This is a genomic window from Pararhodobacter zhoushanensis (assembly GCF_025949695.1).
Lineage (GTDB): Bacteria > Pseudomonadota > Alphaproteobacteria > Rhodobacterales > Rhodobacteraceae > Pararhodobacter > Pararhodobacter zhoushanensis_A.
The window spans coordinates 1,802,515-1,819,438 of the sequence record NZ_JAPDFL010000001.1; the positions used below are offsets into that span (position 1 = coordinate 1,802,515).

At 66.4% G+C, this 16,924-nt stretch carries 13 protein-coding genes, 1 other RNA gene and 2 pseudogenes; 7 read left to right on the top strand and 9 right to left on the bottom strand.

Annotated features, from left to right (window positions below; genetic code table 11):
• Positions 1-56: 56 nt before the first annotated feature.
• From OKW52_RS08990 to OKW52_RS09015, 6 genes are all read right to left on the bottom strand, one after another.
• Positions 57-1,214: an ABC transporter substrate-binding protein gene (locus OKW52_RS08990; protein WP_264505398.1), complete on the bottom strand. Its 1,158-nt coding sequence runs from the start codon at positions 1,212-1,214 to the stop codon at positions 57-59.
• Between the two features lie 365 nt (positions 1,215-1,579).
• Complete coding sequence (locus OKW52_RS08995) at positions 1,580-4,030, bottom strand: hypothetical protein (protein WP_264505399.1); 2,451 nt, start codon at positions 4,028-4,030, stop codon at positions 1,580-1,582.
• Positions 4,030-4,899 carry a flagellar motor stator protein MotA gene (gene motA, locus OKW52_RS09000; protein ID WP_264505400.1) on the bottom strand — a complete coding sequence of 290 codons (870 nt, stop codon included), beginning with the start codon at positions 4,897-4,899 and terminating at the stop codon, positions 4,030-4,032. The genes OKW52_RS08995 and motA overlap by 1 nt, the downstream gene beginning before the upstream one ends.
• Positions 4,900-4,965: 66 nt before the next feature.
• Complete coding sequence (locus OKW52_RS09005; RefSeq protein ID WP_264505401.1) at positions 4,966-5,550, bottom strand: MotE family protein; 585 nt, start codon at positions 5,548-5,550, stop codon at positions 4,966-4,968.
• On the bottom strand, positions 5,550-5,981 hold the full coding sequence (locus tag OKW52_RS09010; protein ID WP_264505402.1) for a hypothetical protein: 432 nt from the start codon (positions 5,979-5,981) through the stop codon (positions 5,550-5,552). Before OKW52_RS09010 ends, OKW52_RS09005 begins: the two co-directional genes overlap by 1 nt.
• A 10-nt stretch (positions 5,982-5,991) precedes the next feature.
• Entirely contained in the window at positions 5,992-6,540 is a 549-nt protein-coding gene (locus OKW52_RS09015) for a flagellar basal body-associated FliL family protein (protein ID WP_264505403.1), read from the bottom strand.
• Between the two features lie 137 nt (positions 6,541-6,677).
• Here OKW52_RS09015 and fliF point away from each other — a divergent pair.
• The 4 genes and pseudogenes from fliF (at position 6,678) to fliP (ending at position 9,875) form a co-directional block, all read left to right on the top strand.
• Positions 6,678-8,259, top strand: a pseudogene (fliF, locus tag OKW52_RS09020) (flagellar basal-body MS-ring/collar protein FliF).
• On the top strand, positions 8,259-8,855 hold the full coding sequence (locus tag OKW52_RS09025; RefSeq protein WP_264505404.1) for a hypothetical protein: 597 nt from the start codon (positions 8,259-8,261) through the stop codon (positions 8,853-8,855). The pseudogene fliF and the gene OKW52_RS09025 overlap by 1 nt, the downstream one beginning before the upstream one ends.
• Complete coding sequence (locus OKW52_RS09030) at positions 8,848-9,141, top strand: FliM/FliN family flagellar motor switch protein (RefSeq protein WP_127104581.1); 294 nt, start codon at positions 8,848-8,850, stop codon at positions 9,139-9,141. Before OKW52_RS09025 ends, OKW52_RS09030 begins: the two co-directional genes overlap by 8 nt.
• A 2-nt stretch (positions 9,142-9,143) precedes the next feature.
• Complete coding sequence (fliP, locus tag OKW52_RS09035) at positions 9,144-9,875, top strand: flagellar type III secretion system pore protein FliP (RefSeq protein WP_264505405.1); 732 nt, start codon at positions 9,144-9,146, stop codon at positions 9,873-9,875.
• A gap of 181 nt (positions 9,876-10,056) precedes the next feature.
• Here the strand turns inward: fliP and OKW52_RS09040 are convergent, their stop codons facing one another.
• From OKW52_RS09040 to OKW52_RS09055, 3 genes and pseudogenes are all read right to left on the bottom strand, one after another.
• A complete protein-coding gene (locus tag OKW52_RS09040; protein ID WP_264505406.1) occupies positions 10,057-10,761 on the bottom strand; it encodes a response regulator transcription factor in 705 nt (234 codons plus the stop codon).
• Positions 10,762-10,786: 25 nt separating this feature from the next.
• Positions 10,787-12,747, bottom strand: a pseudogene (locus OKW52_RS09050) (PAS-domain containing protein).
• A 52-nt stretch (positions 12,748-12,799) separates the two neighbouring features.
• Positions 12,800-13,324, bottom strand: a complete 525-nt coding sequence (locus OKW52_RS09055; protein ID WP_264505407.1) for an SH3 domain-containing protein — start codon at positions 13,322-13,324, stop codon at positions 12,800-12,802.
• A gap of 157 nt (positions 13,325-13,481) precedes the next feature.
• Between OKW52_RS09055 and OKW52_RS09060 the strand changes: the two genes are divergently transcribed.
• The 3 genes from OKW52_RS09060 to OKW52_RS09070 all read left to right on the top strand — a co-directional run bounded on the left by OKW52_RS09060 (position 13,482) and on the right by OKW52_RS09070 (position 16,860).
• Positions 13,482-14,468 (top strand): 2-hydroxyacid dehydrogenase, encoded by a 987-nt coding sequence (locus OKW52_RS09060; protein WP_264505408.1) that lies wholly within the window; start codon positions 13,482-13,484, stop codon positions 14,466-14,468.
• 276 nt (positions 14,469-14,744) lie between these two features.
• Positions 14,745-15,180: RNase P RNA component class A (gene rnpB / locus OKW52_RS09065), an RNA gene on the top strand.
• 150 nt (positions 15,181-15,330) lie between these two features.
• Complete coding sequence (locus tag OKW52_RS09070; RefSeq protein ID WP_264505409.1) at positions 15,331-16,860, top strand: undecaprenyl-phosphate glucose phosphotransferase; 1,530 nt, start codon at positions 15,331-15,333, stop codon at positions 16,858-16,860.
• Positions 16,861-16,924 lie beyond the last annotated feature (64 nt).

Sequence of the window (16,924 nt, forward strand, 5' to 3'; positions counted from 1 at the left end):
TTCGCGGGTCGTTGCAGAGGGGGGCGCGCGCCGTCAAGCCGCGCGCCCCGGTCAGGTCATTCCATCGCGCAATCGGCGGCGTAGACGTCCTGATGATCCTCGAACGCGGTGCCGACCAGGCGGTTGGTCAGGACGCCGTCGACCGAGACGACCTCACGCGCATAGTAGTTCTGGATCGGGTGCTGGTTGTTGCCAAAGCGGAACGCCCCGCGCACCGAGTCAAAATCCGCTGCGCGCATCGCCGTGCGGAACGCGGGCAGGTCATTGATATCCGCAGCGGCCAGCGCCGACAGAATCAGGTTGGCTGAATCGAACGCCTGTGCGGCATAGACCGAGGGCAGGCGACCGTAAGCCTCCTGGAAACCGGCAACGAAGGCCTGGTTAGCCGCGTTGTCCATGTCGGGCGACCATTCGGCGGTGTTGATCACGCCCAGGGCGGCGTCGCCGACGGCGGGCAGCACGTCCTGCGAGAACGAGAAGGCGGCCGAAATGATCGGCAGGTCGATGCCCGATTGCGCGTATTGGCGCATGAAGCTGATGCCCATGCCACCCGGCTCGAAGATAAAGATCGAATCCGCGCCCGAGGCCCGGATCTGTGCGATCTCGGCGGCGAAATCGGTCTGGCCCAACTGGGTGAACAGCTCACCCGCCAGCGTGCCCTCGAAATAGCGCTTGAAGCCGGTCAGCGCGTCGATCCCGGCGGGATAGTTCGGCGCCATGATGAAGGTGTTCTCATAGCCCAGAACATTGGCGTACGCCCCCGACGCTTCATGCATCGTGTCGTTCTGATAGGCTGCGTTGAAATAGTTCGGGGTGCAGCCCGCACCGGCCAGTTGCGAGGGGCCGGCGTTGGGCGAAACGTAGATCACGTCTTGCGCGGTTGCCGAGGGCACCACCGCCATGGCGAGGTTCGACCAGACGATGCCGGTCAGGATCTGCGCGCGCTCGGACTGGATCATGCGGTCGGCGATCTGAACGGCCTGTTCGGGGCGTTGGCCGTCATCCTCGACCACCAGATGGATCGCATCCGAGCCGGACATGGACAGGGCCAGCTGAAAACCATCGCGGATATCGACGCCCAGACCCGCGCCGCCGCCCGAAAGCGTGGTGATCAGGCCGACGGTCACGGGATCCGCCAAAGCGGTGCTGGCACCGAGAGCGGCGGTCAGGCTCATCGCGGCAAGGCCTGCCGAAAGCGTGGTGCGGATGGTCATGGTGAAACTCCCAGTCTGGTTACCGTCTGACGCGGCGAATAGAGCGGAGGTTAGCAGAGCGTGACCGGCTTGCAATCATTTTAAACTTCAAGCATCCAAGTTATTCGAGCGTGAACTTTCGCGTTAAAGTCGGTGGATTCATGCGTTCTGCGTGGGGTCCAACCACCGCCTGGGTCCCTGATGCGGCATGGCACTGGTGGCTGAGAAGCGTCGCCTGCACGGGGCTTCTCGGCCAGCCAAAACCGAACGCGGGGCGGCAGGCCTTCGGTTTGCGAACCTCTGCCCGCTGCGAGCGCGGCTTTGGCTGTCGCGCAGGTCGACCCAGGGCCAGCCCGGGATCGGCGCCGCGTTTGCAGCGCCCGGTTTCAATTGCGCACCTGTACCAGAGGGGTCAGGGCTTCACGCAGGCGCTCGCTTTCGGCCAGCAACGTCGAACTGCGCCGAACCAGCCCAAACCTGTTGAAAATCGCACCCGGATCGTCCGGAATCGGGCCCGTTGCCAGGTCGGCAACGCTCGAGCGGCCAACCTCGGCGGTGGGTGGCGGCTCGGCGATCGGCGTGCCGTCGCCGGGCATGCGGGGTGCCGCGCGCGCTTGGGGCTCTTGCGGCGAGAGATCCGGGTCGGCATTGGCGCGATCCGGTGTTGCGGGTTCTGCGCCTGTCGGGGCCGCGTCCTGCGTCGCGGCCTCATGGGCCTGGGGCGCTGATTGATCCGCCTGCGCGCGGGCCACTTCTGCATGGCCGGGCGTGCGGCCCAAAATCTGGCTGAGTCCCGCCGCGTCGGCGGTCGGTGGAGCCTCTGCGCCGTGCAGGGTTTCCAGTCGTCGCCAATCGCCGGCAAGAATGACGGCGCGCGCTTCGGCGTCGGTCACCCCGAGCGCGGCGAATTCCGCCGCCGCGCCGGCGTGATCGCCGATCTGGCCGAGCGCGGCCGCACGGGTCTGGCGTGCATCGGTCGTATGGTCATCGGCCAGCAGGGTGAGGGCCTGCTCAGGATCGCCTTCTGACACCCAGGCGCGGGCCCGCAGCACGCGCGCTTCCGGATCGTCGAGGGTGCCGACCAAGCTGTGCACCGGCGTAACGAGGCCAAGATCGAGCAAACGCTTGGCCAGTTTGCGCCGCGTTTGCGGTGTCAGACCCGGCGCGCGCCAGTCTTCACGCGCGAGGACCGTCTCGACGATACCGAAATCGCTGCCCGTATCCGCCAGCGCGGCCCAGACCTCGTCCCGCAGTGTTTCGATCAAGCGACGGTTTTCGCCGGTCTCCTGCACCCAGCTTTCCAGCCGGTCCAGCGCCGCAAACGCGTCCGGGCTGGACCCCGAGCGCGCATGCAGCCGGATCACCGACGCCATGAGTTCTGCGCCTTCGGATTCAGTGCGCGCTGCGGCGGCCAACGCGGCAGCCCCTTCGAGCGTTTCTGAATCCAGACCGTTTTGAGTTTGCAGGGCAAGGTCGAGACGGGTCTGAACCGTTTCGGCGTTGCTGCCGCCCTCATGCTCAAGCCGCGCCGCCGCATCGACGGGGTGGCCGCGCGCGCGATCCAGCAGGGCCTCGGCCAGCGCGACATCCTGCGGCACCGTCCAGGAAGAGCGGCGCAGGCTGTCGGCGACGATGCGCGCGGCGTCGAGTGCGCCGACCTCTGCGAGGCGCTCGGCAAGAGGCAGGCCGACGCGGGCGCGAAGCGAGGGCGAGAGCAGGCTATAGGTGAGCGCGATGGCGTCATCGTTCTGGCGCACCGCGTCGGCGTCTGCCCCGGCCAGAACGGCCATGAGCGCCGCGATCCCACCGCAGTCGATCGCCTGCGCCAGCCGCATGCGCGAGTTGGTGGCGCGGTCCTCCAGCACATCCGCGACACCAAGCGCGAAGTCGCGCCCGGCGACAATGTCCTGACTGTTCACCAACAGCGCGTGGGCCTCTGCGCCGAACCCGGCAGAGAGATAGAGCCCGACCAAGGCGGCACGCGCGGCGGGATCCGGTTGATCGAATTCGCCATACAGTGCGCGCGCCAGCCTGCCGTGCTCGGCAGAGAAATCTTCGGTGTTCTGGGTCAATAGCGATTCGAGTCGGTCGGCCCCCTGACAGAACTCTGGTGGTCGGGCCACCGTCAGGGCACCGGGATCTGCGCGGTCCATCACCGTGGTGACGCGCATGTTCGCAGGCAGATCGGGGGTGGGGGTGCTGCTGAGCAACCCTACGTCGGGGATCGGCGCGTCGATTGCCGCGTCCAGAATCCCCTGACCCAGCGCTTGCGCGACTGTGCGGCCGAGATCCTCTGCCAGAGTGGCGAGCCGAGGGTCTTCGGCAACAGCCTCCTCTGGCCCGGCGGTCAGAAGGGGCATCGCGCGGGCAAGCTGCGTCCCGGCGCTGCGCGCGGTCGCGATCGGGTCGAGGGGCGGCGGGCGGCGTGGAGGACTGGTGGGCAGAGCGGGTGGAAGCGGGGTTTCTTGCGCGGGTTCCTCAGGCGGCGGGTTGCCGATATCGAGCACGATCAGCCCGGGACGTTCCTCCCAGGCGGTGACGGGGCAGGCGCAGTCCATGGTCAGGGTCAGGACTGGCCCTTCGGCCGTGGCATCGGCCAAGCGTGTCCTCGGAATGCGTCGAAAGAGTTGCGAAAGGTCGAAGCGGATGGCTGCGCCCTCGATGGTCAGCGCCCGGCTGCGTCCGTCGGGCGAGAGGCGCCAGCCGGTGCCAGCGGGCACAGCCAGAACAAGCCGCGTAAAATCAGCATGTTCGCCCGCCCTCGGCGTGACAACTTGCGCCGAAACCGGCGCGGTGAGCAGGCACAAGGCTGCGACAAGCCGGAGATAGAGGCGCATCATCCCGCCTCTCGTTTGAGGCTGCGCATCGCTTCTTCGAGGTCGCCGTAGCTGGGGCGCAGATGATGCGGCGTGTTCTGGCGCCCCACCTCGATGCACATGTTGGCCGGATGGTTGTGAAGATTGGCGATCAGAACTTCGCGGATGAGTTTGTAAAAATGCGAATCATCCTGAACCACCGTGCCCATTTTCGACGCGAAAGGCCCAACGAAGCCATAGGCCAGGAACACGCCGAGGAAGGTGCCGACCAGTGCGCCGCCAATCAGGCCGCCGAGCACTTCGGGCGGCTGGTCGATGGCCGCCATTGTCTTGATGACGCCCAGAACCGCCGCCACAATGCCCAGGGCTGGAAGTCCGTCGGCCACCGTCTGCATCGCATGGCTGGAATGCATCGCGTGTTCGAACGACGCTTCCATGCGTTTGTCGAGCACCTCTTCGACCTGCATCGGGTCGTCATAGCTGAGGGTCATCGACCGCAGCGTGTCGCAGATCAGTTCGATCGCTTCATGGTCTTTCTGGATCTTGGGGTATCGGCTGATGATATCCGAGCTGTCGGGCGCTTCGATATGTTCTTCCAGCGCGACGGGATTTTGCCGTGCCAGCCGGATCAGTTCAAAGAGCAGGCAGAGCAAGTCATTGTAGTCTTTGGGTTTCCAGCTGGCCCCCTTGAATACCTTGCCGATGTCTTTGAGCGTTTGCTTTACGCCTGCGCCATTGTTGGCGATGAGAAAGGCCCCCACCGCCGCGCCGCCAATCATGGTCATTTCATAGGGCAGGGAGTGCAGGATGATGTCGAAGTGGCCGCCGGCCATGACAAAGCCGCCGAACACCATCACGAAAACCACGACGATGCCGATGATGCCGATCATGAATCGCTCCGTTTCTCTCTGGGTCGAGGCTGACAGGGAGGTCTTAAAAAATGCTTCACCGCTGGGTCATTCACGCGGGACAAGCGCATTGCGACCGGCCAGAATCGCGCTCAGCCCATAGGCTTGGCGCGGGTCCAGACCGGCGAGGATGTCGGCGGCCACCTGCGAGTCGAGCCGGGCCAGAAAACCTGCCGCGAACTGTGGGTCCATTTCGGTAAAGACGGCTGCGGCATCTTCGGGTTTCATGACCGCAAACACCGACACCAACCGGGTGATGTCATCCTCGGCGGCGCGGTCTGCCAGTGCCATGGTCGCGGCCAGGTCTGCCTCGGCCCCTTGCAGGGCTTCGATTTGTGCCTGAACCCGCTCCTGTGCGGCGGCGAGCAGCGCCTCGCGCTCGTCAAGGGTGGCTTCGCGTTGCGCAACCTCTTGTTCGCGTTGCCGGATTTCAAGCAGCAGTTGTGCGTCGCTCACCGGGCTGGAACGCAGGGCACCCGAGGTGCTGGTGGCACTTTCAGGCTCGGGGTCCTGCGCCAACGCTTCACCCATGCCCGAGGCAAGACGCAGCCCTGCGCCGATAAAGAAGGCCAGTGCCAGCAAGGGCAGGACGCGGGCCCGGCGTTTTCGCCGGGGCGGGGCGGCGCGCGCCATCACGAGGCCTCGGGCGCATGCCGCCGCCGCAGGACGCGGGCGCGCGGCGGGGCTTCGGGTTCTGCCACGCGGGCCGGGCCGCGCTGCGCCGTCTCGGTTGGCCAGGGTGACGGTGGGCGCACGCTTTGCGGCTGTGCGACGGGCTCGTCGGGAAGATCATGCAGCGAGGCGACCAGCAATTGCAGCTTGCGCGCAACGGTTTCGGCCCGCGCGGTCTGCCCCTCCAGCTGTGCGCCGCTGCGTCCCGCCGTCTCTTGCGCGGCTTTGAGTGACCGTGCCAAATCATCGACCTGCGCCGACAGCATGGCGATTGCGCTGCCCATGCCGCCCTCAAGCGAGCCGAGCGCGCTGAGCCGCCGCGACAAGATCACGCAATACAGACCGGCCCCAAGGGCAGCGGCGGCCAACAGCAGATCGGAGAGAAAATTCATCACAAGCCCCTCAATTGAACACGAATTCGATGACCAGCAGATCGTTGACCAGACCCGGCCCGGTGACGATCTGCACCCGGCGCAGCATCTGCGCTCGCAACCGCATCAGGGCGGCGGGTTCTTCCAGCTCGTGCGGGTCCAGCGCCCGCAGATAGATGTTGAGCACATCGACGATGCGCGGCATCAGGCGCTGCACCTCAACCGCCGCACCGGGGCCGACCTCAAGCTGGGCCGAAAACCGCAGATGCCGCGCGTCGCCCCGCGTACCCAGATTGACAGTGATCGGATCGACCGGGACGAAGGCGGTACTGCCCACGGCCCCATCGCCGCCCTCAGAGGGCGCGCTGGCGCCGTGACCCTCCGCCGCAGGGGCGCCATGGGCGGCGGCGGGGCCGTCCGTGGCGGCGCTGTCGCTGCCGCCCAGAAGCGAATCGAGCAGCCCCGAATACGTCGCATAGAAGCCACCGCCGCCCCCGGCCAGCGCCAGAACCAGCCCGATCAGAAGCGGGAGTTTTGATGCTTTTGCAGGGGTTTGGTCGGTCTCGGCATTGGTGGCCATGGCAAGGTGCCCTCCGGTTGGGTCGAATCGTGTTCGTCGCATGTTCCGGGGTCTGTTTTCGCATCATGTGGCTAACCGATTGTTAATCGAAACAGGGCAAGGATCGATTCAACCGGGCAGAACGTCCGCGAAAGGGAATGGTCTTGGAACAGCTCCTCTCCGTGTGGAACACCTTGGAACCGCGCCGCCGCGTGATCGCCGTTGTGGCCAGTCTGGGCGTCTTTGCCGCCGTGCTCCTGCTTGCGCGCGCGGCAACCGCGCCGGGTATGTCACTGCTCTATGCCGGACTTGAAGGCGCACAGGCCGGTGAGGTGATTCAGGCGCTCGACCAACGCAATGTCGGCTATGAGGTGCGCGGCGATGCGATCTATGTCGAGGCGACGCAGCGCGATGAAATGCGCATGGCCCTGGCGGCGCAGGGCCTGCCGGCGAATTCCTCGACCGGATACGAATTGCTCGACGGGCTGACCGGTTTTGGCACCACGGCGCAGATGTTCGACGCCGCCTATTGGCGGGCGAAAGAGGGGGAACTGGCGCGCACGATCATGGCCAGCCCGCATATCCGGTTCGCCCGCGTGCATATTTCCCAAGGCGCGACGCAACCGTTCCGGCGCGACCAGCAGGCCTCGGCCTCGGTCACGGTGACGCCTGCGGGGCCGCCGCTGACCCCGGCACAGGCGCAGGCGCTGCGGTTTCTGGTGGCCTCGGCGGCGGCGGGCCTGCACGCCGAGGATGTCGCGGTGATCGATTCGAACGGCGGGATGATCGTGGCCGATGATACAGGGCCGGGGGCGCAAGCGAACGACCGCGCCGAGCTGATGCGCCATAATGTCGAGCGTCTGCTGGAAGCCCGTGTCGGCCCCGGCCGCGCGGTGGTCGAGGTGAATATCGAGACCGTCACCGACCGCGAAACCATCACCGAACGGCGGATAGACCCCGAAACCCGCACCGCCGTCAGCCAGGAGACCGAAGAGCGCAATGTGACCTCCAGCGACACCGGCGGGTCGGGCGTGTCGGTGGCGTCGAACCTGCCCGACGGTGACGCGGCGGCGACCGACGGGCGCTCGGAATCGCGCGAACAGCTCTCGCGTGAGCGAGATCGACTGGGAGGTGAGCCAGACCAGTCGCGAATTCGAGCGCGGACCGGGGTCGATCCGCCGTCTGACGGTCGCCGTTCTGGTGGATGGTGTGCGCAATGTCGATGCCAATGGCGTCGAACAATGGACCGCCCGGCCGGAAGAGGAACTGGAGGCGTTGCGCGCGCTGGTGTCCTCGGCCGTGGGTCTGGATGAGGCGCGCGGCGACGTCATCACCCTGCGCTCGCTGCAATTCGAGCCGGTTCTCGATCAGAACGGCACGGTCGGCGTGGCCAGCTGGGTATCGCAGCTCGACCTGATGGGCCTGATCCGGCTGGGTGCGCTGAGTGCTGTGGTGCTGTTCCTTGCGCTGTTCGTGCTGCGCCCGTTGCTGAAGGGCGGCACTGTGCGCAGCAGCGGCGGGTTTGACGAGGAAGACACCAATCTGATGTCCGGCTTTGCGCCGATGATCGCGATGAGCCCAAGCCTGACCGGCGAGATTGACAGCGATTTCGGCGGCAGTTCCGGCGATGAAGACGCCCCCGATCCTGTCGAGCGCATGCGCCAGCTGATCTCCGAGCGGCAGGACGAAACGCTAGAAATCCTGCGCAGCTGGATGGAAGAACCCGAGGAGCCGCGCTGATGCCGCACCCCCTGAAGCTTGAGGTCTTTGAAACCGCCGACACGCCGGAAGGCCCGGCGCTGCTAATGCCCGAAGAGATCGAGGATATTCGCCTCAACGCCTATGAGCGCGGCTATCTGGCTGGCTGGGATGATGGCGGCCAGCAGGTGCAAACCGATGAGACCGCGCGCCGTGAGGCCATCGAGCGTCAGGCCGAACAGCTCAATTTCACCTACCATGAGGCGCGCGGCCATGTGCTCAAGGCGCTGCTTCCCATGCTTGAAGGCATGCTCAGTTGTGTGCTGCCGACGCTTGCGCGCGCCTCCATCGTCCCGTTGGCGATCGAACATCTCACGCCGCTGGCCCATGGCGCGGCGGATGCACCGCTCACCCTGCGCGTCCCGTCGGGCAGCCGCGACGCCTATCTCGCCGCGTTCGAGGGGTTGGTGCTGCCACCGCTCGATCTGGTCGAGACCGACGATCTGGCCGAGGGACAGGCGCTCTTCGTTCTGGGTGAGGCCGAGACGCACATCGACCTGACCCACGCCGCCGAGGAAATCCGCCGCGCCATCGACCGTTTCTACCTGATCCAGACCGAGGAGAGCCAGCTTGCCTGACACCGAAACCGCCACGCCCGCCGCCAGCCTCGGCAGCGGCGCGTTCACCCAAGTGCCCATCGAGATCGTCGTCGCGGTGGGACGCGCCCGGCCGCTGGTGCGCGATCTGCTGCGCCTGCAACGCGAGTCAGTGCTGCCGCTGGACCGCCGGGTCGAGGATCCGGTCGAGCTCTATGTCGGTGACCGGCTGATCGCGCGCGGCGTGCTTGAGGAGCTCGAGGGCGATCAGGCCGGGCAGATGGCCGTCCGCCTGACCGAGGTCGCCGATCTGTCGAACGGGCTGTGAGCATGGCGGCGCGGGGCATCCTCGCCGCGTTGCTGGCGGCGCTGATGCTGGTCTTGCCCCTTGCGGCCAGCGCGCAGGAACTGACGCTCTCGCTGGGCGAGGGGGGCGGTCTGGCCGTGCGCTCGGTGCAGCTGCTGGTGCTGCTTACCCTGCTCAGCCTTGTGCCTGGGCTGCTGATCATGGTGACCTGCTTTCCCTTCATCGTCACCGTGCTGGCGATCCTGCGGCAGGCCATCGGCCTGCAGCAATCGCCGCCGGGCATGCTGCTGACCACGCTGGCCATGTTCCTGACCTATTTCGTCATGGAACCGGTGTTCACCGCCGCCTGGAACGCCGGTGTTGTCCCGCTGGAAGCCGGGCAGATCGGCGTCGAGGAAGCCCTCACCCGCGCCATCGAGCCATTCCGCACCTTCATGGCCGCCCGCATCGATCCCGGCACCTGGGACGGGCTGGCGCAGTTGCGCCCTGAGGCGCCAGTCTTTTCGCCCGACGGTCCGCTGTCGGTGCTGGTGCCCAGTTTCCTGCTCTCGGAACTGTCGCATGCGTTCGAGGTCGGCTTCGTGATTTTCCTGCCGTTCCTGATCATCGATCTGGTGGTCGCGGCGGTGCTGATGTCGATGGGGATGATGATGGTGCCCCCTGCGGTTGTCTCGCTGCCGTTCAAACTGGCGTTCTTTGTGGTGGCCGACGGCTGGACCCTCGTCAGCGCCTCGCTTGTCCGGGGCTACTTCTGAGCGCCCCTCATCTGTCTCCAAATATCCATGGGGGGGTTATTCAAGGGGGGCGCGTGCGTCCCCCTTGAAGCGGGTGTGGGTGGCAACCCACCCGGCGCGAGGGGTGAGGAGCGTTTAGGCAAACCTCCAGTGGAGGTTTGCCCGCGACGCAAGATGCCCCCGAGCGCCGGTCTGCCTTGGCTCAACTCCAGCTCACATCGCCCAGAAAGATATACCCGGCCCCATAGATCGTCTTGATCAGGCGCGGGTTCTTGGGGTCTTCCCCCAGCTTGGCCCGCAGCCGCGAGATGCGCACATCCATCGCCCGGTCGAAACTCTCGCCCGCTGCGCCGCCCAGCGATTCCTGCATCTGCGTGCGCGAGATCAGGCGTTTGGGCGCTTCCAGAAACAGCCGCAGCACCTCGCCCTCGGCGTGGCTGAACGGCGTCTCCACGCCGTCGTCGCCGCGCAGCATGTAGCGGTCGAACTGCGCCTCCCAGCCGTTGAACCGCGCCACCGATCCGGCACTGTCCGGCGTCGGGCGCGATTTGCGCAACCGGGCGCGGATGCGGGCGACGACCTCGGCGGGCTCGAACGGCTTGATGATATAGTCATCCGCCCCCAGCTCCAGCCCGGTCACCCGGTCGTTGATGTTGGCGCGGCCCGAAATGATGATGATCGTCGCCCCCGATTCCAGCGCCAGCCGGTGCACCAGCGCCAGCCCGTCCCGGTCGGGCAGACCCAGATCGACCAGACACACATCGGGCGCAGTGCGCTTGAGCGCCGCCTCGAATTCGGTCGCGCGCGAATAGGTCGAGGTGCGAAACCCGGCCTCGGTCAGCGCATCGGCCAGAATGCGGCGGATTTCGGCCTCGTCATCGAGAATGGCGACATGGGGTTGCGACATCAGGCGTCCTTGTGAAACGGGTCGGTCAGGGGCCGCTGACGGCGGGATCGGTAACGCGGCGCAGGAAGCTTTCCAGATCGCCCGGATCGAAGGGTTTGGGCAAGACCCCAACCGAGGCCGCCTGCACATGCAGCGGATGCCCGGGCGGCAGGGATGTCATCAGCCCCACGGCCAGCCCCGGTCGTGTGGCGCGCAGCGCCGTTTGCAGGTCAAGCCCGGTTGCCCCCCCTTGAGCTGGATGTCCGACAGCACCAGCCCCACCTCGGGCAGCAGCGCCAGCGCCTCGGCATCGGCGGCGGTTTCGGCCTCGATCACCTGATGCCCCAGCCCCATCAGCATCTCGCGCACATGGGTGCGGATCTCGGGGCTGTCCTCGACCAGCAGCACCAGCCGCGTTTCGGGCGCGCAGGCTTCGGTTGCCGGACGCAGGGGCAGGCGCAACACCACCCGCGCGCCGCCGCTTTTCCGGTTGCTCAACCGCACCGATCCGCCCGAGAGCGTCGCCAGATCGAACACCATCGCCAGCCCCAGCCCCGAGCCTTCGCCGCCCTTGGTGGTAAAGAACGGATCGAGCCCGCGTTTGAGCGCTTCGTCGGAGAAGCCCGGGCCGTCATCCTCGACCTCCAGCTCCAGCCAGGTGTCCTGCACCAGACGCGCGCTCAGCCGGATCACCCCGCGCTCGGCCCGCGTCGCAATCGAATCGCGGGCGTTCAGGATCAGGTTCAGCAGTGCATCCTGCACTGCGCCCGCGTCCAGCATCAGGCGGCCCAGACCCGGCTCCAGATCGATCAGCAGCCGGGTCTGCTCGGGCAGCGAGGGCGAGGCCATCATCTGCAAATCATCGAGCAGCGGCTCCAGATCGGTCGGCTCGGCCCGCAGGGTGCGCGCGCCGGAAATCTCGCCGATCCGGCGCAGCAGCGTCCCGCCACGCCGGGCGGCGGCCAGCGTGGCGCGCACCAGATCGGCACCTTGGGGCGGCAGGTCGGGCAGACGGTCCAGCTTGCCCTGCAATCCCAGAATGATGGTCAGCAGATTGGCGAAATCATGCGCCAGGCCCGAGGTGAGCTGCGCCGCCAGCTCGCGCTTGCGGGTCTGGGTCAGCGCCGCGCGCGCTTGGGTCTCGCCGGTGATGTCGGTCGACAGGATATAGACCCCGCCGCCCGCCTCGCGTCCTGCGGTGTCGCGTCCCGGGTCCGGGGTCAGCGCCACCCGCACCCGGCGTCCGCTGTCTTCATGGGTGATCTCGCAGACCGCGCTTTCACCGTCCAGCGCGGTGAGCAGATAGGGTAGGATGCGGCCAAAGGTTACCGGCCCCAGCGCGACCGACGCGTGCAGCCCGACCACGCTGGAGGGCGTGCCCGGCATCACCGATGATAGCCGCCGGTTCGAGTAGGTGTAGACCAGACTGCGGTCCACATGCGCGATATGGGCGGGCATCATTTCGGTGACCAGCCGGGTGCGCGCTTCCATTTCAGTCAATTCGCGCTGGGTCTCCTCCAGCATCATGTTGGTCGAGGCAAGCTGCCGGTTCGCCAGTCCCAGCCGCTCGGCATGGGCGACCAACTGGCCCGAGAGTTCCTCGGACCGCGCGCGCAGGAGTTCCTCTTGCAGCTTGATTTCGGTGATATCGGTGTAAACCGTCACCCAGCCGCCCTGTGCCAGCGGCGCACCCTCGACCGCGACCCATCGCCCGCTGGCGCGTTGGCGCTCCATGTAATGCGGGCGAAAGTCGCGGGCGATCTCGACGCGTTGGCGGACGGCCTCGTCTGCGTCGTCTTGCGGACCGTATTCGCCCGCGTGGACCAGATAATGGATGGTGTCGTGGAAACTGGCACCCGGCCGGACCAGCGCATCGGGCAGGCCGAACATCTCCTGATAGCGCTGGTTGCACACCGCCAGACGCAGGTCGCTGTCAAAGATCGACAGGGCCTGCTGGATCAGGTTCAACCCGGCGCGCGTCAGCTTTTCGGTCACGTCATTCTGCATGGCGTCACCGTAGCGGGACGGGGGCAGGGGCGTCCACTGCGCCGTTACGTGATCAGTTCAGAACCTCGCCGGGGTCCACGCCCCAAAGCACCGAGCGATCGACCCAGCCGCGCGTTCCGTCGATCGACACGCGGCACCATGACGGGTCGCATTCCATGATCCGGGCGACAACCCCGGCTTCCAGATAGGCCAGTTCCGGCGCGTTCGGCGCCGGGCGTGCACGCATCGGCGTCATGTCCTGCTGGACCAGAACCGTCCGCACGCCGGACAGCAGCGCATAGTTGATCCAGCCCCCTTCGCCTTCGGAATCCTCGACCCGCCGCCAATGCTCGAACTCGCCGGTGACGCGCAGCGGCAGGTCACGGCGGGTATAGACCCAGTCGACACGGTGCGTTTCAGACGGGCCTCGCCGCGCCCGCGCGCGGGACGTCTTGAGCGAGACATAGCGCGGCAGCGGCAAGCCGGTTTCCGTGCCGACAACCTGCGCCGGCGCGGCGGTCGGGGCGTCCTGGGCCAAAGCACTGCCGCAAAGCGCAGCACCTGCCGCCACGGCGATAATACGGAGTGCTGCTCGCATCCTGTCCTGCCCGGCCCGCTTGCGGCGGGTCTGTCTGTGCCTTCCGCTCCCGGGTAATTTTATTTCGTCCCGGGTTGCGCGGAGAGCTTGTGCCTCGGTTCGCTCTACGCCACTTTGCCAGCAAGTGGCCTGATTTGAAAGACCCAAGGAGGTTTCCATGCCCCTCAAACGCTTGTGTGTTGTCGTGACGCGACGCCTGCCCGATCCCGTAGAGACCCGGCTCAAGGAATTGTTCGACGCCGAGCTGCGCGACGACGAGACGCCGATGACCCGCGACGAGCTGATCGCGGCGATGGAGCGCGCCGATGTGCTGGTGCCGACGCTGACCGACCATATCGACGCCAGCATGCTGGCCCGCGCGGGCGAGAAGCTGAAACTGATCGCGAATTATGGCGCGGGCATCGACCATATCGACGTGCAATCGGCCCGCCAGCGCGGGGTTCTGGTGTCGAATACGCCCGGCGTCGTGACCGAGGATACCGCCGATATGACCATGGCGCTGATGCTGTCGGTGACCCGGCGCATTCCCGAAGGACTGGCGCTGATGCAGGCCGGCGACTGGCCCGGCTGGTCGCCGATGGCCAATCTGGGCAGCCGGATCGGTGGCAAGCGGCTGGGCATTCTGGGCATGGGGCGCATCGGCCAGGCGGTGGCGCGGCGCGCGCAGGCCTTCGGGATGCAGATCCACTATCACAACCGCAAACGGCTGCGCCCCGAAGTCGAAGCGCCGCTTGAGGCGACCTATTGGGAGAGCCTCGACCAGATGGTCGCGCGGATGGATGTCATCTCGATCAACTGCCCGCATACGCCCTCGACCTTCCATCTGATGAACGCGCGGCGGCTGAAGCTGATGAAACCGACTTCGGTGATCGTGAACACCTCGCGCGGCGAAGTTGTGGACGAAAACGCCCTGACCCGCATGTTGCGCGCCGGCGAGATCGCCGGGGCAGGGCTTGATGTGTTCGAGCGCGGCCACGAGGTGAACCCGCGCCTGCGCGAGCTGCCCAATGTGGTGTTGTTGCCGCATATGGGCTCGGCCACGCTGGAGGGCCGGGTCGAGATGGGCGAGAAGGTGATCCTGAACATCAAGACCTTCGCCGACGGCCACCGCCCGCCCGATCAGGTGCTGCCAGGAATGCTGTGAGGGAGCGGCGGCGCTCGGCCCCATCGAGGGGCCTCGCGCCGCTCTGGGCTGCCGCCCAGACCCGCCCGGGAGGATTTTCCATCCTCCCGGACCCTCCTGGAGGATATTTAACAGAGCAAAGAGAGGCGTTAACAATTGGTTAACCGCGCTTTCTTTGCTCTTCAAATATCCTCGGGGGGTGAATTCGCTGCAAGCGAAGAGGGGGCTGAAGGCCCCCTTGCCCCGCGCGTCGACAGGCGTTGACGGTTGCCGGGCGCGCGCGTAGGAGAAGCAGGTGCGGATGGCTGGACGGCCGCGGGTCTTGCGATCCGAGGAAAGTCCGGACTCCATGAGACAACGGTGCCGGGTAACGCCCGGCCGGGGCAACCCGAGGGAAAGCGCCACAGAGAACAGACCGCCCCCGCCCGCCGAACCAGAGGTTCGCTTTTGGCGCGGCAGACGTGGGTAAGGGTGAAACGGTGGGGTAAGAGCCCACCGCGGGACGGGCAACCGGACCGGCAAGGCAAGCCCCACCGGGAGCAATGCCGAATAGGGGCCTCGCGCGGGCATGATCGACCCGGTCTTCGGATCGGGGCCGATATCGCCGCAGGGACGTCTCAGCCCAGAGGCCCGGGTTGGCAGCTTGACCCCTCCGGTAACGGACGGGGCAGAGGAATGGTCGTCGCCGGGGGCAACCCCGGTACAAAATCCGGCTTACAGGCCATCCGCGCACTCTCCAACCGCCATATTTGCGCCTCATCGCGTCGCTAGCGTCTGGCTCGAAGAAGGGCCCGCCGGATTGCGCGGGTCCGTCGTGCTGATTTTTGCGGAACGCGCCGGGTGACCCGGCGTGTGGTTTCGCGACGGAGGTGGTGGGCCTTTTATGCCTGAGAGTATTGTGCGCAAACGCCTGTTTTCCGAGAACCACCGCCGCCGTCCCTGGACTGGCGGCGCGCGGTCCCGGCTGCTGGGGGGGCAGGCGATGGCGGCGGCGCAGCGGTTGAGCCGACCGTCGATTCGCCCGGCGGTGCTGGGCTATGCGCAATTTGCCCTGGATCTGTTGAGTGTGGCCGTTGCCGGGATGATCAGTCACAGTCTGGTTGGCGAGGTGATCCTTGGCGGTGTCGACCGCGCCGGGGCGATCTGGATGGGGGCGCTGTGCGTCGTGCTGGCCGCTCGGCTGTCGGGTGGTTATGGCTTTCGCCTGATGCGCAGCCTGTGGCGCAGTATCGTGGTCGGCGGCGTGTCGCTGATCATCGGCATGGGCGCGGTGTGCCTGCTTTTGCTGGCTGTCGATCTGGCCGACCGCGCGGCCTTTGGTTGGGTCGGCCTGTGGGTGCTGATCGCGGCGGCCGCGATGCTGGCCGCGCGCGTCGCCCTGTCGCTGCGGATCGGCTTGCTGGTGCAGACCGGGCGGCTTGAGCATCGCATCGTGCTGGTCGGCGGTGGCGAAGATCTGGAGCCGCTCTTGCGCGAGATCGTCAGCGAGCATGGCAAGGGCCGGCGGATGTGCGGCTTTTTCGACGAGCGCGGCGGGCCGCGTTCTCCGGCGATGGTCGCGGGCTACCACAAGGCCGGCGATATCGACGATCTGGTGGAATTTGCCCGGCTTGCCAAGATCGACACGGTGATCATCGCGATCCGGGGGGCCTCGCAAGAGCGGATCCGCGAGCTGCTGGCGCGGCTCTTCGTCTTGCCGGTGGATATTCGCGTGACCGAAGGCACCGAGATCCCCGAGTTCAGCCGCAAACGGCGCTCAAATATCGGTCCCTTCGGGCTGATCGAGATCTACAAGCGCCCGATTGATGGCTTTGCCGCCTTCCGCAAACGGGTGTTCGACGTGGTTTTCGCCTCGATCCTGCTGGTCGCCTTCGCGCCGCTCTTGCTGCTGGTGGCGCTGGCGGTGCGGCTGGAATCGCCCGGACCCGCGCTGTTCCGGCAAAAGCGGCACGGCTACAACAACAAGCCGATCGAGGTGCTCAAGTTCCGCTCGATGTATGTCGATCAATGCGATCCGACCGCCGTCAAGGCCGTGCGCCGGGGCGATGCGCGGGTGACGCGGGTGGGGCGGTTCATCCGCCGGACCTCGATCGACGAACTGCCGCAGTTCATCAACGTGATCAAAGGCGATCTGTCACTGGTCGGCCCGCGCCCGCATGCATTGACCGCACGCACCGGCGATATCGTCTATGACCAGATCACCGAGGCCTATTCGGCGCGCCACAAGGTCAAGCCGGGCGTGACCGGCTGGGCGCAGATCAACGGCTGGCGCGGCGAGATGAATTCGCCTGAAAAGATCCGCGCGCGCATCGAGCATGACCTCTATTACATCGAACACTGGTCGCTGCGGCTGGACTTCAAGATCGCGCTTTTGACGCCCTGGAGCCTTGTTACCACGAAAAATGCCTATTGAGCGGAAGAAGCCCGAAAGGGGCGTTGACTCTGCCCGTGGTATGCGTAAAAGGCGGGCTTCATAG

Bases quoted from the DNA above. Each gene is read 5' to 3' on its own strand.
- OKW52_RS08990 (WP_264505398.1), bottom strand. From the start codon at position 1,214: ATGACCATCCGCACCACGCTTTCGGCAGGCCTTGCCGCGATGAGCCTG.
- OKW52_RS08995 (WP_264505399.1), bottom strand. From the start codon at position 4,030: ATGCGCCTCTATCTCCGGCTTGTCGCAGCCTTGTGCCTGCTCACCGCG.
- motA (WP_264505400.1), bottom strand. From the start codon at position 4,899: ATGATCGGCATCATCGGCATCGTCGTGGTTTTCGTGATGGTGTTCGGC.
- OKW52_RS09005 (WP_264505401.1), bottom strand. From the start codon at position 5,550: ATGGCGCGCGCCGCCCCGCCCCGGCGAAAACGCCGGGCCCGCGTCCTG.
- OKW52_RS09010 (WP_264505402.1), bottom strand. From the start codon at position 5,981: ATGAATTTTCTCTCCGATCTGCTGTTGGCCGCCGCTGCCCTTGGGGCC.
- OKW52_RS09015 (WP_264505403.1), bottom strand. From the start codon at position 6,540: ATGGCCACCAATGCCGAGACCGACCAAACCCCTGCAAAAGCATCAAAA.
- OKW52_RS09025 (WP_264505404.1), top strand. From the start codon at position 8,259: ATGCCGCACCCCCTGAAGCTTGAGGTCTTTGAAACCGCCGACACGCCG.
- fliP (WP_264505405.1), top strand. From the start codon at position 9,144: ATGGCGGCGCGGGGCATCCTCGCCGCGTTGCTGGCGGCGCTGATGCTG.
- OKW52_RS09040 (WP_264505406.1), bottom strand. From the start codon at position 10,761: ATGTCGCAACCCCATGTCGCCATTCTCGATGACGAGGCCGAAATCCGC.
- OKW52_RS09055 (WP_264505407.1), bottom strand. From the start codon at position 13,324: ATGCGAGCAGCACTCCGTATTATCGCCGTGGCGGCAGGTGCTGCGCTT.
- OKW52_RS09060 (WP_264505408.1), top strand. From the start codon at position 13,482: ATGCCCCTCAAACGCTTGTGTGTTGTCGTGACGCGACGCCTGCCCGAT.
- OKW52_RS09070 (WP_264505409.1), top strand. From the start codon at position 15,331: ATGCCTGAGAGTATTGTGCGCAAACGCCTGTTTTCCGAGAACCACCGC.